Raw genomic sequence first — 14,813 nt, forward strand, 5'->3', positions numbered from 1 at the left:
AGTCATTTCAGTTTTTCCCGAAGGAAGGCGATCGTTCTGCCCCAGGCGAGGTCAGCCGCCTTCTTGTCGTAGCGCGCCGCCGACGTATCGTTGTTGAAGGCGTGGTTGGCGCCTTCATAAACATAGACCGTGTAGTCGACATGCGCCGCGTCGAGTTCCTTCTTGAAGGCGTCGATGCCGGCATTGATGCGCTCGTCGAGTCCGCCATAGTGCAGCAGCAAGGCCGCCTTGATCTTGGATACATCGGCGGCCTTCGGCTGCATGCCGTAATAGGCAACGCCGGCACTGAGATCGGGCGCGTTGACGGCCAGCATGTTGACCGTGCCACCGCCCCAGCAGAAGCCGATAGCGCCGACCTTGCCGTTGCCGTCTTTGTCGCTCTTGAGGAAAGCGACGGTCGCAACACCGTCAGCGATGGTCTGCGCCGGATCGAGCTTGCCGAACATGTCGCGCGCCCTGTCTTCGTCGGTCGGCGTGCCGCCGAGCGGCGACAGAAAATCCGGCGCCAGCGCCACGAAGCCTTCCAGCGCCACGCGCCGCGCCACATCGCGGATATGCGGGTTGAGCCCCCTGTTCTCATGCACGACGATGACGGTACCGAGCTTGCCCGTCTGGTTCGCCGGCTTGACCAGATAGCCCTTCATCTCGCCGCTGCCGCCGCGGTAGCTGATGTCCTCGCCCTTCACGCGCGGATCGTTGTCGGCGACGATTCCTGCTTGCGCCGAATTTGCCGCCAGAAGAGGCGCGATCGCCGCCGCCGCCGCACCTGATCCGGCAAGCCGGGTCAACTGCTCCATGAACCGGCGGCGATCGAGCGTCAGATGCGTGTACTCGTCATAGGCGTCGATCATCGCCTGGGTGATGGTGGGCTTGGCGTCGGGTCTCGTCATGGATGGGCTCCTCTGCTTCGGGCTTCAATTCCCAGCTACATAGGGACCAAGCCGGCATCATCCAGTCGAGCACTCATCGCTGCCGTCGATTGCCTCAGGCGTATGCCGCCGGCCGCGTCCGGGCAGCAAAGCCGGTGCCCATGCGCGGCCGTGTCATCACTTTTTAGTCATTGGCGATAAATCCTGCTGGCGCTGCCACAATCGTGAAGGAAGGTGGCTATCGACGGTATCTTGACCGCGTGCCTCAGACCCAGAAGGAAGCGAGACCATGACCATGCCTTCCCCGATCCTCGCCAGCGCGGTCGTCCTTGCGGGGGCCGCCGCTTTGGCCCTACGCTCGATGGTTGTGAATGCAGGCAGACTATCGTTGATCAGGGTCCGCACTGAGCGGAACCGCAACACGAAAACCCAGGGTTGAGGTGACGCCATGAACGTCCAGGACATCGTCAACACCGTTTCGCAGAAGGCGGGCCTCGACCAGGCGACGACGGAGAAAGTCGTCGGCACCATTTTCTCGGTGCTCGAACACGAGGCGGAAGGCACCAGCGCCTCGGCGTTCTTCGCCAAAATCCCCGGCGCCGACGACCTCGCCCATCAATATGACGTCATGGCCGCCGCTCCGGCCGGCGGTGGCGGTTTTCTGTCGTCGTTGCAGGGCGCGCTTGGCGGCGTTCTCGGCGAGAAGGCCGGCGCGCTGATCAACGGCATCGCCGCGCTCAAGGCATCCGGGCTCGACATGGCGCAGATCCAGAAGGCCGGCGCGACGCTGATCCAGCAGGCCGAAGCCGCCGCCGGCCCCGACCTGACCAACAAGGTGCTCGGCTCGGTGCCCAGCCTGAAGGGTCATTTGGGGATTGGCTGATCGACAACGGGCCGATCGGAAGATTCCCGCCCCTCATCGCCCAGTCGGGCACTTTTCCCCGTCACTATGCGGGGAAAGGACACCGGCACAGATGAGGGGCGGCGCGACCTCTGAAAGATCGCGTCACCCTGTCGCCCCTACTTCGGCAGCGCGTAGGCCATCACATAGTCACCCGGCTTGGTGCCGACCGAACCGTGGCCGCCGGCGACGATGACCACGAACTGGCGGCCGTCGGCGACCGTATAGGTCATCGGCGTCGATTGCCCGCCGGCCGGCAGCCGCGCCTGCCACAGCTGCTTGCCCGATGTCAGGTCGTAGGCGCGCAGATAGTCGTCGACTGCGGCCCCCAGGAAGGCGACGCCGCCGGCGGTGATCATCGGCCCGCCGATGCCGGGCACGCCGACCTTCAGCGGCAGCGGCAGCGGCGTCATATCGTAGACGGTGCCGTTGCGGTGCTTGTAGGCGATCTTGCCGGTCCTGAGATCGGCACCGGCGACATAGCCCCAGGGCGGCGCCTGGCAAGGAATGCCGAGCGGCGACAGGAACGGTCCCATCACCACCGCATAGGGCGCGCCCTCGTTGCGGTTCAGCCCCTGTTCGCTGCCCCGCCCTTCGTCCGGCGGCGGCACCTGATCGCGCGGGATCAACTGCGACTTGAACGCCAGATAGGTCGGCATGCCGAACAGCACCTGCCGGACCGGGTCGACGGCGACGCCACCCCAGTTGAAGGTGCCGAAATTGCCGGGGTAGATCAGCGAGCCCTGGACGGAAGGCGGCGTATAGCGACCCTCATAGCGCAGGCCCTGGAATTCGATCCGGCAGGCCAACTGGTCGAACATGGTGAGGCCCCACATGTCGGCGCCGGTCAGCGGCTTCGGCATGAAGGTGAGATCGGAGACCGGCTGCGTCGGCGATGTGTGGTCGCCTTCGATCGCGCCGCCGGGCGCCGGCACTTCGTTGACCGCGATGACCGGCTCACCGGTGCGGCGGTCGAGCACATACAGATCGCCCTGCTTGGTCGGTCCGACCAGCGCCGGCACCACCGTGCCGTCGGGTTTGGTGATGTCGATCAGGCTCGGCTGCGCCGGTACGTCCATGTCCCAGAGATCGTGGTGCACGGTCTGCCGCACCCATCGCACCTGTCCGGTGTTGAGGTCGAGCGCGGTGATCGACGACGAGAACTTCTCGACATTGGCACTGCGCCCGGCGCCGAGCTGATCCGGCGTCTGGTTGCCGAGCGGCACGTAGAGCAGGCCGAGCTTCTCGTCGGCGCTCGGCGTCGACCACATGTTGGGCGAGTTGGCGGTATAGGTCTGGCCGGCCGGCAGCGGCGTCGTCTGGTCCGGATTGCCGGAATCCCAGTTCCACACCAGCGCGCCGGTGGCAGCGTCGTAGGCGCGGATGACGCCGGACGGCTCCTGCGTCGAATAATTGTCGTTGACCGCGCCGCCGACAATGATCTTGCCGCCTGAGATCAGCGGTGCCGAGGTCGAGTAATAATAGCCCGACTTCGGATAGGGCATGTTGGTCAGAAGGTTCAGCGTGCCGCCCTCGGCGAAAGCCGGGCAGATCTGCCCGTTGGCGGCGTCGAGCGCGATCAGCCGCGCGTCCGAGGTCGGCAGGTAGACGCGGGTCGCACAGGGCTGCCCGGCGGCGCCGGCGGCATCGGCGTAATAGGCCACGCCGCGGCAGGTCTGGTGCTGGCGGTCCTTGTCGAGCTTGACCTTGGGATCGAAGCGCCATTTCTCCTTGCCGCTCGCGGCATCGATGGCGATGGCGAAATTATGCGGCGTGCAGATGTAGAGCGTGTCGCCGATCTTCAGCGGCGTCACCTGATAGGTGGTCTCGCCGACATCGTCCGGTCCCTTCACGTCGCCGGTCTGGTAGGTCCAGGCAGGCTGCAGCTTGGCGACATTGTCCGGTGTGATCTGGTCGAGCGGCGAATAGCGCTGGCCGAACTGCGTGCGGCCGTAATAGTGCCACTCGCCGGCCGGCACGTCATTGCCGAGATTGGCGTTGGCGACCACCTTGTCGGTGCCGAGTTCGCCGGCAATGTCCTTCGGATCCGAAGTCATCGAATAACCGGCGACGGCCAGTGATGCCAGCACGGCAAGGATCAGCGGCGCGCGTGCGTCAGGGCCGACAAGACCCCGTCTCGCCCACGGCGTCAGCAGCCATAAAGCGAGAAGCACGATGACGCCGCCGCGAGGCCCGAGTTCCCACCAGTCGAAGCCGGTTTCCCAGACCGCCCAGGCCAGCGTGCCGAGCACGATCGCCGCGTAGAGCCACAGTGCGGTGGACCGGCGCCGGTAGAGCAGCCAGGCGGCGATCAGGAAGGCAAGGCCAGCAACGACATAGTACCAGCTGCCGCCCAGCATCGCCAGGCGGATGCCGCCGCCGCCGAGTGCCAGGCCGATGAGGAAAAGAATGAGGGAGGTGATGGTGACAGCCAAGATGATACTCCTTCGACTGTTGCGCTTTGCCACGCCAAGGACAGCCCGATGTCCCGTTCCTGCCCTGCGCACAGCTTTCTCCTGCCCGCCCCGCCTGTCAAGCTGGCCCACACGCCAAGGTGGCAATTCATCTTGCCTGCGGTCGGGTTATCGAGCAGTCTCCGTCGCAGCATCACCGTGGAGTAGACCGAGTCATGCCCTTCGTCTTTCCGCCATGGATGCGCATTGCCGGCGCGCTGTTCGGCTTCGTCGTGCTTATGGCTGGCAGTCAACCGGCGTCGGCACAAACGCTCGAGGAGATCAACAAGGCAAGCGGCTTCCACGAGATGCTGGCCGGCCTCGGCCCAAGCATAGTCGCCGGCATCAAATCCGTGCCGGGGCCGGAAAAAGTCAAGGAAGCCTTGTCCGCCGCCGCTGAAGGCGCTTTTGACGCTGACAGGATGGAGAAAGCCGTAGAGGCGCGGATGACGGGCCGGTTGCAGCCCGTCGATCTCACCGATCTGGCTGCTTTCTTCGATTCACCATTGGGCAGGCGGGTCACAGCCCTGGAGATCCAAGCGTCCGATCCGCAAGCCCTGGGGCGCAAGAAGATCGAAGGTCCGAAAATCCTTGGAGGACTTCAGGCGGGAGATCCGGCACGGCTCGCGCTGTACCGGAAAATCGTCGACGATACCAGCGCCGTGGACATGGCTGAAGCGATCGCATTGAACATGGGCTATGCGATGGTTTCGGGAATGCTCGCGGCAGCCGGGCAGCCTTTATCGGATCAGCAGATAATGGTGCTGGTGCATAAGCAGGCCGGCAACCTTCGTGAAAAAGCCGAAAAGGGGATCATGGAAGGAAATGCTTTCGCCTATCGTGACTTGTCGCTCGACGATCTCAGGCTTTACGCGGCATTTCTCGCGTCCCCTGCGGGCAGCCATTACTACGACCGGATGCAGACGGCACTCGGCGCCGTGATGACCGATGAGGCGCGTTCGTTAGGGCAGCGATTTTTCGTCGCTCTCGGCTACCGCAAGGCCTGAACAGCCCGTACATCCTTGCCACCAGCACTTTAGCGGAACAAAACGTAGACAGTTCTGGTCTTTCGCCACCGAATCACTACATTCGGGGCGATGTCCGGCTTTTCCGAAGACATGCCCTTTTTCGACGAACCCAATGCGCGGCCCTCGGCCCCGTCGGGTATCGCCGCGCGCGCCATGGCTGCCCGCAGCGGACACAACAACGCACCCGACTATCTGAAGGGCCTCAACCCGGAGCAGCGGCTAGCTGTTGAAACAACGGAGGGCCCGGTTCTGGTGTTGGCCGGCGCCGGCACCGGCAAGACCCGCGTGCTCACGACCCGCATCGCCCACATCCTCGCCACCGGCAAGGCGTTTCCGTCGCAGATCCTCGCGGTGACCTTCACCAACAAGGCCGCGCGCGAGATGAAGATCCGCATCGGCGTGCTGATCGGCGAAGGCAATGTAGAGGGCATGCCGTGGCTCGGCACCTTCCACTCGATTGGAGTGAAGCTGCTTCGCAGACATGCCGAACTCGCCGGCCTGCGCTCCGACTTCACCATCCTCGACACCGACGACGTCGTGCGGCTGATCAAGCAGCTGATCCAGGCCGAAGGTCTGGACGACAAGCGCTGGCCGGCCAAGCAGTTCGCCCAGATGATCGACGGCTGGAAGAACAAGGGGCAAGGCCCCGCCGACATTGCCGAGGGCGACGCGCGCGCCTTCGCCAACGGCAAGGGCCGCGAACTCTACAAGGCCTATCAGGAGCGGCTGAAGACGCTGAACGCCTGCGATTTCGGCGACCTGCTCTGCCACCCGATCCGCATCTTCCGCGCCAATCCGGACGTGCTGAAGGAATACCATAAGCGCTTCAAGTACATCCTCGTCGACGAGTACCAGGACACCAACACCGCCCAGTACATGTGGCTGCGGCTGTTGGCGCAAAGGCCTCAAGGCAAGCCGATCTCCCCCCTTGAGGGGGAGATTGGGCGCTCTTCGGCCGAAACCCGCGCCACCGTAAACATCTGCTGCGTCGGCGATGACGACCAATCCATCTATGGCTGGCGCGGCGCCGAGGTCGACAACATCCTGCGTTTCGACAAGGATTTTCCCGGCGCCACCATCATCCGGCTGGAGCGCAACTACCGCTCGACCGCGCACATCCTTGGTGCCGCCTCCCACCTCATCGCCCACAATGAGGGCCGCTTCGGCAAGACGCTGTTCACGGATCGCAACGATCCCGAGGATGGCAAGGTCAATGTCCACGCCGCCTGGGATTCCGAAGAAGAAGCCCGCGCCATCGGCGAGACCATCGAGGCCTATCAGCGCCAGAAGCACAATCTCAACGACATGGCTATTCTTGTCCGTGCATCCTTCCAGATGCGGGCCTTCGAGGATCGCTTCATCACACTCGGCCTCAACTACCGCGTCATCGGTGGCCCGCGCTTCTACGAGCGCCTGGAAATCCGCGACGCCATGGCTTTCTTCCGTGTCGTCGCGCAGGGCGCCGACGACCTCGCTTTCGAGCGCATCGTCAATGTGCCCAAGCGCGGCTTGGGCGAAGCCACCATCCGCCAGATCCACGACACCGCCCGTGCGCTGCGCATCCCTATGCTGGAGGCCGCCGCCAAGCTCGCCGAAAGCGACGAGTTGAAGCCGAAGCCGCGCGCCGCCTTGCGCGAAGTGGCGGCCAATTTCGAGCGCTGGCAGAAGGCGCTGGAAACCACGCCGCACACCGAACTCGCCGAGACCATTCTCGAAGAGAGCGGCTACACGGACATGTGGAAGAACGACCGCTCGGTGGAAGCCCCCGGCCGGCTGGAGAACCTGAAAGAGCTGATCCGCTCGATGGAGGAGTACGAATCGCTGCGCTCCTTCCTCGAGCACGTCGCGCTGGTCATGGACGCCGAACAGAATGCCGGGCTCGACGCCGTCTCGATCATGACGCTGCATTCGGCCAAGGGCCTCGAATTCGAGACCGTCTTCCTGCCCGGCTGGGAGGAAGGCCTGTTCCCGCATCAGCGCGCGCTCGACGAAGGCGGCCGCTCCGGGCTGGAGGAAGAGCGCCGCCTCGCCTATGTCGGCCTGACGCGGGCCAAGAAGAACCTGCATATCTGGTTTGTCTCCAACCGCCAGATCCATGGCCTGTGGCAGTCGACGATCCCGTCGCGTTTCCTCGAGGAATTGCCGAACGCCCATGTCGAGGTCGCTGAAAGCGGCAACTCCTACGGCGGCTACGGCAATTCCTATGGCGGCGGTTCCTTTGCCTCCGGCCGCGGCGGCCAGGGCGCAGGACGGCAGAACCCCTATGGCGCCTCGCGCTTCGACAATGTCGGCGCCGACAGCGAAAAATCCGGCGCCTTCTCCAACACCTATGCGACGCCGGGCTGGCAGCGGGCGCAGGCCAACCGCACCGAGGCGACCGACCGCAACTGGGGTTCGCGCTCCGGCCACCAGGTCGAGCGCATCGGCTACGGCGAGACGGACAGCGGCTACGGCGCCGGCCGCACCTCGGTCAAGGGCCGCACCATCGACGGCGAACTGGTCGCCAAATCCGTCTCCGACAAGCCGTCCGCCTTCAACGTCGGCGACCGTGTCTTCCACCAGAAATTCGGCAACGGCAACATCTCGGCCATCGAAGGCAACAAGCTGACCATCGACTTCGACAAAGCCGGCCAGAAACGCGTGCTGGACGGGTTTGTCGCCGCGGTGTGAAGATGGCGTTTTCCCCGCGGAAGCCTCACCTTCGTCATCCACGGGCGAAGCAAGGAGGGTAGCGACGCGGCGCAGACCCGTGGATGACGAAGTGATTGATGTCTACGCCAATCGTCAAGGCATGCGGTCCGCCAACGAAACAGCCCCTCACCGATACCGCGCCTGATTCCATTTGTGCCCCAGCAGCGACAGGATGATGATCAGCCCGTTGAAGAACTGCACATAGAAACCGCTTAATCCCGCCGCCACGACGCCGGTCTGGATGAAGGACACGGTAACCGCGCCGATGGCGCCGCCGACGACGGTGCCGATGCCGCCCCAGGTCGGCGTGCCGCCGACGAACACCGAGGCCAGCACCGGCAGGAGATAGCCGTCGCCGGCGGTCGGCCACCAGGTGAAGTTGATCATCACCGAGAAGGTGCCGGCGATGGCCGCGCCGATGCCGACGAAGACGAACACTTTCACCCGCACACGCTTGACGTCGATGCCCATCTGCTGGGCGCTGTCTGGATTGTCGCCGACCACCCTCACCTGCGCGCCGAAGCGGTGCCGGTTGTAGAGCATCGCCGACAGCACGACGAAGCCGATGGCCCAGAAGATCTGCACCGGAACGCCCAGGACCTGGCTGGAGAAGATCGTGTAGGCCCAGCTGTCGCTGAGGCTGGTCAGCGCCATCGACTTGCCCTCGTTGATGATCTGGATCAGGCCGCGCAGCAGGAAATTCATGCCCAGCGTGGCGATCAACGACGACAGCCCGCCATAGACGACCAGCGAGCCTACCAGGAAGCCGAGCAGCATGCCGGTGACGAGTGCCGCGGCGATGCCGAGAAACGGATCGTAGCCGGCCTGCACGACCAGCGCGAAGACCCATGAGGCGAAGCCCATCGTTGCCGGAAACGACAGGTCGATCTCGCCGCAGGTGACGACGAAGACCAGCGGCACCACCACGAACAGCGCAACGGGGAGCGTCGTCAGCACCGAACGGTAGAGATACCAGGTGGTGAAAACGGTCGGGTTGGCGATCAGGAACACCGTCATCATGACGATGAACACGGCGAGCGTGCCGAGCGCGGCACGGTTGTCGAGGATGAAGCCGCGCATCCAGTGATCGGATGGGTGCCTCCATTCCTTTTGAGAACTGGGACGGGGAATGCCGGCGGACGGCTCGTGCAGGTTGGGCTCCATGGTCTTGCTCATCGTGCTCTCTGCTCCGCGTCGCCGGCATCGTGCAGCCCGGCCAATCCGCCGGGATGCGCGACCTCTTCCATGAAGTTGATGAGATCTTCGGCCGACTTGACCTCGCTGCGGTCGGTCGTCAGTGCAACCTTGCCGCGGTCCAGCACCACGAAGCGGTCGGCGATGTCGAAGACATGATGGATGTTGTGGCCGATGAACAGGATCGAGCGGCCGCTCGCCCGCACCTGGCGCACGAAATGGAACACCTTGGCGGTCTCGGTCAGCGACAGCGCCGTCGTCGGTTCGTCGAGGACGATCAGCTCGGCCTGCTTGTAGATGGCGCGGGCGATCGCCACGCCCTGGCGTTCGCCGCCCGAAAGCTGGCCGACGATCGACTGCGGCGTGAACACTTTCGAGGTGAAGCCGATCTCGCGCATCAGCCGGCTTGCCTCCTCGATCTCCTTGTTGACCCTGAGAAAGCCCATGAAGCCGGTCAGCTCGCGGCCCATGAAGATGTTGCGAACGATGGTCTGCTGCACGGCCAGCGCCCGGTCCTGGAACACCGTCTCGATGCCGGCCTCGCGCGAACGCGCCGCGCTCCACCCGGTCACCGGCTTGCCACGCACGAGGATTTCGCCGCTGGTCGGCTTGACCACGCCCGAGAGGATCTTGATCAGCGTCGACTTGCCGGCGCCATTGTCGCCGAGCAGGCCGACCACCTCGCCGCGGTCGACGCTGAGATTGACCCCGCCCAGTGCATAGACCTGGCCATAGGACTTGCTGATGTCGCGCAGTTCGATGAGGCGTTCGGCCATCGGATGCTCGCTTTCATTGTCTCGTGCCGGCGTCGTCGCCAGCGGTCCCGCCGGCCGGGGCCTGAGATCCCGGCCGGCGGCTTGGGAGGTCAGCGCAGCGCCTGCTTGGCGAGCTCGGCGACGATCTCGTAATTTTCGGGCGTGACGAAGCCGGCGCCGGTGTCGACATTCATCGGCGCCAGCCCCAGCACAACCTGCTGGCAGAGGCTGAGGATCGGCAGATAGCCCTGCAGGAACGGCTGCTGGTCGGCGGTCAATTGCACCCAGCCACCCTTGAAACCCTCGACGATCTGCGGGCTGGTGTCGAAGCCGAAATTGAAGATCTCGCCCGCCTTGCGTCCGGCCGCCTGCATATAGGTCGAGACATTGCCGAGCATCTGCCCGCCGGGATAGCCGACCGCCTTGACGTCGGGATTGTTGAGCAGCGCCGCGGTGATCACCGGAATGGCCAGGTTGGGATCGGACGCCCATTCGCCGCTCGGCGGTGAGGACAACTGGATGACCTCGACGCCGGCTTCCTTGAGCGCCGCCACCGTGCCGCGTTCGCGCGCGCCGCGACTTTCGTTTTCGAACGGACCGATCATGATCGCCTTGTCGCCGGCCTTCAGCTTGCCCAGTTTGAACGCCTCGGCGCCGAGCGCGCGGCCCTGCTGTTCCTGCTGGGCGCCGACATAGCCGCCGCCGAACGCTTCCACCACCTTCGGCACAGGCACGTTCTGGTACATCATCTTGATGCCGTCCTTGTGCGCCTGTTCGGCGAGCGGCATGATTGATGCGTCGCCCGGATGGCCCATCATGGCGATGCCGTTGGGCTTGACCGCGACGGCCTCGCGCAGTTGCTGCACCATCTTTTCGATGTCCCACTGGGAGAAGATGTAGTCGACCTTCGGCCCCAGATCGGCCTCTGCCTGCTTGGCGCCATTGTAGACGATGGTGCCGAAAGCGTCGCCCTCGGCGCCGCCGACGAAGAAGCGGATGTGGACGTCCTTGCACCATTTGGCGTCGAGCGCCTGCGCGGGCAAGGTGGAGATCGCAGCGGCAAGCACCGTGGCGGCGGCCACGACGGTCGAGCGCAGAACTGTCCTTCTCATCGTCATGCTCATGCACTTATCCTCCCTTTTTGTCCTCGCAAGCGAGGGGTTTCGACATTCGCTTCGGCAATGTGCGTTGCAGACATCCCGGCCGGCTCCTCCCGCCGGCCGATCCTCACATCGGGTTCGGCAGGTAGCTGGCCCCTCCCCGGCATTGCTTGAGATATTCCAGCGCGCGCACCTGCCCGGTGATTTCGAGATCGCCTCGATAGACAGGGTCGTGCCAGCCTTCGATGTCGATGGCGCCCTTGTATCCGGCCAGCCGCAATTCGCTGATCACCCGCGTCCAGTCGCTGTCGCCGAAGCCCGGCGTTCGCATCTGCACGAAGGGCAGCCGGCCGAACACGCCATGCTCGCGGATGACATCCCAGCGCACCGTCGCGTCCTTGCCGTGGACGTGGAAGATGCGCGGCGCCCATTTGCGGATCTGCGGCATCGGATCGATCAGATAGACGAGCTGGTGGCAGGGCTCCCATTCCAGTCCGAGATTGTCGTCCGGCACTTCGTTGAACATCAGCTCCCAGGCGTCCGGATTGTGGGCGATGTTCCAGTCGCCGGCGGCCCAGTTGCCGTCCATCGCGCAGTTCTCGAAGGCGATGCGCACGCCCTTGTCGGCGGCGCGCCTGGCCAGCGGTCCCCAGACCTCCTTGAAGCGCGGCAGGCTGTCGGTCAGCTTCTTGCCGCGCAGGCGGCCGGTGAAGCCGCTGACCATCGAGGTGCCGAACAGATGCGCATTGTCGATGACCGTCTCCCAGGCCTTGAGCACGCCGCGATCGACCTCGCCGTCTTCCAGCGGATTGCCGAACACGCCGAGCGAGGACACGGTGACGTCGGCATCGCCGATCGCCTCGCGGATCTGGCCGGCCAGCCGCGGCAAATCCTTGCCGCCCAGCGTCTGCCAGAAGAAGGGCTGGATGCTCTCGAAGCCGAGCGGCAGGATCTGCTTGATGTAAGCCGCCGGGTCGTCGAGATTGGCCCGCACCATGGTGCCGATCCGGATGTCGAGAAGCGGGTTCGGCGTCATTGTGCTTCCTCTGCGATTGTCACGCGGCGGCCGGTCTCGGCGCTTTCGATGGCGCCAAAAACCATGGCCAGGCTCTTGATGTTGTCGCCGCCGCGCGTTTCCGGCTCGGTGCCGGTCTCGATGGCGTGCATGAAATCCTGGAGAATGCCGAGATGGCCGCCGACGCGATCGGACGCATCGAGCGGCGGCACCTCGATCGGCTGGGTTTTGTCGAACATTCCCTCGCGGCCCGGCATCACTGCTTCTGCCCTCAAATCGTCATGACCGTCCCAGATGAGGCTGCCGCGCTCGGCAACGATGCGCCATGCACTTTCCCAACTGGTGCGGAAGCCGGCCGCGCACCAGCTGCCGGCGTAGGTGAAGACCTTGCCGTCGCCGAGATCGAAGACGGCGCTGGCCGAAGATCCCTGCCTGTACCAGGAACTGGCCGGCTCCCATTCCTGGCAATAGACGCCGGCCGGCTCGCCATTCACCATATAGCGAGCGGCGTCGAAGGTGTGGATCGCCATGTCGAGCAGCAGCACATGGGCCATCTCCTCGCGAAAACCGCCGAAATGCGGCGCGACGAAGAAGTCGGCGTGGATGCTGGTCGGCGCACCGATGGCGCCGGAGTCCAGGAACCTCCGGATGCGCCTGACATTGGCGACATAGCGGCGGTTCTGCACGACCGCATGGATGCGCCCGGCGCGGCGCGCGGCCTCGACGATGGCGCGCGCATTTTCCGGACTGTCGGCGAGCGGCTTTTCCGTCAGCAGATGGCAATTGTGCGCAAAGGCGGACAGCGCGACCGCGCGCCGGGCGGCGGGAACCACGACATCGAACACCGCTTGCGGTTTGATCTGATCGAGGACGGCATCGAGGCTGCTGCCGATGACGGCATTGGTGAGGCCGTATTCGTGCGCCCGCGCCCGTGCCCTGTCGGCATCGAGATCCACAAGGCCGACAATGGCGAGCCCGTTGACTTGCTGCGCGGCATCGAGCCAGGCCTTGCTCATCGCTCCGCAGCCGACCAGGACGGCATTGATCATCCGGCGCTCCTCCTCCGCTCGGTCCCTCCAGACCGATCGTCACGGCATCCACGGCATGACCGTAAACGTTTTTCCGTAAACGTTTACGAGAACACACCCGAAGGCGTAGAATGTCAATTGGCCGCTCGTGAAAATCGTCCTGTCGCCTTGGCCTGAGCGGCTACCGGTGCTAGCCAAGCAAGGGGAGTACAGTCACTTGGCATCCAGCATTCATGACCTTGCCCGTCACCTGAACATTTCGATCGGCACGGTGTCGCGGGCGCTGAACGGCCGCGCCGACGTCAATGCCGACACGCGCCAGCGCGTGCTCGAGGCGGCCAGGACGCTCAACTATTCGCCGAACCAGTCCGGCCGCAGTCTGCGGCAAGGCGCCACCCATTCGATCGCCTTCATGCTGCAGCCGCATCCGGGCGACCAGCAATATGGCGAGCCGTTCTTCATTCCGTTCCTGATCGGGCTGCAGGCCAGGCTTGCGGAAAGCGGGCTCGACCTGACCGTGGTCATGGGCGCGCCGGGCGACTACCAGCAGGAGCGCCTGCGCCGCGTCGTCGAGACGCGCCGCGCCGATGCGGTGCTGCTGGCCTGGACGCGGCGCGAGGATGAACGCATCGACTATCTCACCCAGGCCGGCTTTCCCTTCGCCACGCTCGGCCGCAGCCGCTCCGGAACCAAGTCCTACCCTTCCCTCGACCTCGATTTCGAGAAGGCCGGCGCCGACGCGGTCGACCGCCTCGTGGCGCGCGGCCACCGCCGCATCGCCGCCGTCCGCCCGTCGCTCGACCTTAATTTCGGCTATCTGTTTTTGGTCGGCTATCGCAAGGCCTTGCGGCGGCACGGCATCGAGGTAGACCCCGAGCTGATCGCGTCCGGCTTCATCAACGAGGCCGGCGGCTACGGGGTGACGCCGCAGGTGATGCGCTCCAAGGCTCCGCCGACCGCCATCATCTTCAACAATGACGCGATGGCGCTGGGCGGCTGCAAGGCGCTGGCAGAGATGGGTATCAGGCCGGGTCACGACATGGCAGTGACCGTCATCGTCGACACGCCGCTCTGCCGCTATTTCTCGCCAGCCCTGACCGCCTTCCGCCCGGCGCTGGAGCCGATGGGACAACGGCTCGCGGAAATGCTGCTGGCGTCGCTTCCCGCCTTCGCCGGCCCGGAGGGTCCGCGGATCATCCGCGAGGTCTGGCCGCTGGAACTGGTCGCGCGCGACAGCGATTAATCGCAGCAGCAGGACCTGGCGAATTTGTCAAACGCTGAGCCAGGGTGTGTTGAGATTCAGGTCAGGCCGAGCCGAAAATGATGGCTTTTGAGAACCGGAGCGGAGCGGACATTCGGGTCCGTGAGCACCGGAAGCGCAGAAAGCCGTCGTTTGCAGGCCGGCCTCACCTGAATATCGACATACCCTAGTCCACCTTCTTCTCGCCCCGCTCCCCGGCCTTGACGATGTCGCCCGTGGTGAACAGGATTTCCTTCAGTTCCGCGCGCCAGTCCTTCTTCTGGCGCAGCAGGAATTCGAGATCCATGCCGAAATGCTTGAACTCCTCGCCCTGCGCGTTCTTCATGATGGCGCGCGCCTGCGGGTCCTTCTCCACCGACATGCGCTGTTCGTACCAGCTGATCGCTTCCGCCTCCTCGATCAGCGAGGTGATCATGCGGGCAAAGGTCCGCACCTCCTGCGACAGTTCTTCAGGCGGTTCGTGATACTGGTCGAAACCCATGTCGTCCTCCCCTCAAACAGCACACCGGTGCGCAGTG

At 64.6% G+C, this 14,813-nt stretch carries 12 protein-coding genes; 4 read left to right on the forward strand and 8 right to left on the reverse strand.

Annotated features, from left to right (window positions below; all coding sequences use genetic code 11):
- Positions 1-2: 2 nt before the first annotated feature.
- Complete coding sequence (locus EOC83_RS16135; protein ID WP_063168288.1) at positions 3-890, reverse strand: dienelactone hydrolase family protein; 888 nt, start codon at positions 888-890, stop codon at positions 3-5.
- Positions 891-1,317: 427 nt separating this feature from the next.
- Between EOC83_RS16135 and EOC83_RS16145 the strand changes: the two genes are divergently transcribed.
- Positions 1,318-1,752 (forward strand): hypothetical protein, encoded by a 435-nt coding sequence (locus EOC83_RS16145; RefSeq protein WP_013530999.1) that lies wholly within the window; start codon positions 1,318-1,320, stop codon positions 1,750-1,752.
- Positions 1,753-1,889: 137 nt separating this feature from the next.
- Here EOC83_RS16145 and EOC83_RS16150 read toward each other — a convergent pair whose 3' ends face one another.
- Positions 1,890-4,205, reverse strand: coding sequence for a glucose/quinate/shikimate family membrane-bound PQQ-dependent dehydrogenase (locus EOC83_RS16150; protein WP_063168289.1), 2,316 nt, complete (start codon positions 4,203-4,205; stop codon positions 1,890-1,892).
- A 194-nt stretch (positions 4,206-4,399) separates the two neighbouring features.
- Between EOC83_RS16150 and EOC83_RS16155 the strand changes: the two genes are divergently transcribed.
- Both EOC83_RS16155 and EOC83_RS16160 read left to right on the forward strand, forming a co-directional pair.
- A complete protein-coding gene (locus EOC83_RS16155) occupies positions 4,400-5,230 on the forward strand; it encodes a DUF2059 domain-containing protein (RefSeq protein ID WP_013530997.1) in 831 nt (276 codons plus the stop codon).
- A gap of 90 nt (positions 5,231-5,320) precedes the next feature.
- Positions 5,321-7,921, forward strand: coding sequence for a UvrD-helicase domain-containing protein (locus EOC83_RS16160; protein WP_024501437.1), 2,601 nt, complete (start codon positions 5,321-5,323; stop codon positions 7,919-7,921).
- 147 nt (positions 7,922-8,068) lie between these two features.
- Here EOC83_RS16160 and EOC83_RS16165 read toward each other — a convergent pair whose 3' ends face one another.
- The 5 genes from EOC83_RS16165 to EOC83_RS16185 all read right to left on the reverse strand — a co-directional run bounded on the left by EOC83_RS16165 (position 8,069) and on the right by EOC83_RS16185 (position 13,055).
- Complete coding sequence (locus EOC83_RS16165) at positions 8,069-9,118, reverse strand: ABC transporter permease (protein ID WP_063168290.1); 1,050 nt, start codon at positions 9,116-9,118, stop codon at positions 8,069-8,071.
- A complete protein-coding gene (locus EOC83_RS16170; protein ID WP_013530993.1) occupies positions 9,115-9,912 on the reverse strand; it encodes an ATP-binding cassette domain-containing protein in 798 nt (265 codons plus the stop codon). The genes EOC83_RS16165 and EOC83_RS16170 overlap by 4 nt, the downstream gene beginning before the upstream one ends.
- 89 nt (positions 9,913-10,001) lie before the next feature.
- A complete protein-coding gene (locus EOC83_RS16175) occupies positions 10,002-11,015 on the reverse strand; it encodes a substrate-binding domain-containing protein (protein ID WP_013530992.1) in 1,014 nt (337 codons plus the stop codon).
- Positions 11,016-11,118: 103 nt separating this feature from the next.
- Complete coding sequence (locus EOC83_RS16180) at positions 11,119-12,027, reverse strand: sugar phosphate isomerase/epimerase (RefSeq protein WP_013530991.1); 909 nt, start codon at positions 12,025-12,027, stop codon at positions 11,119-11,121.
- A complete protein-coding gene (locus tag EOC83_RS16185; protein ID WP_063168291.1) occupies positions 12,024-13,055 on the reverse strand; it encodes a Gfo/Idh/MocA family oxidoreductase in 1,032 nt (343 codons plus the stop codon). The genes EOC83_RS16180 and EOC83_RS16185 overlap by 4 nt, the downstream gene beginning before the upstream one ends.
- Positions 13,056-13,251: 196 nt before the next feature.
- Here EOC83_RS16185 and EOC83_RS16190 point away from each other — a divergent pair, with 196 nt between their 5' ends.
- Positions 13,252-14,277, forward strand: coding sequence for a LacI family DNA-binding transcriptional regulator (locus tag EOC83_RS16190; RefSeq protein ID WP_063168292.1), 1,026 nt, complete (start codon positions 13,252-13,254; stop codon positions 14,275-14,277).
- Positions 14,278-14,461: 184 nt separating this feature from the next.
- On the opposite strand, the gene EOC83_RS16195 is transcribed toward EOC83_RS16190, so the two are convergent.
- On the reverse strand, positions 14,462-14,776 hold the full coding sequence (locus EOC83_RS16195; protein WP_013530988.1) for a hypothetical protein: 315 nt from the start codon (positions 14,774-14,776) through the stop codon (positions 14,462-14,464).
- Positions 14,777-14,813 lie beyond the last annotated feature (37 nt).

The organism is Mesorhizobium sp. Primo-A (assembly GCF_003997175.1).
In the GTDB taxonomy this organism is placed as follows: domain Bacteria; phylum Pseudomonadota; class Alphaproteobacteria; order Rhizobiales; family Rhizobiaceae; genus Mesorhizobium; species Mesorhizobium ciceri.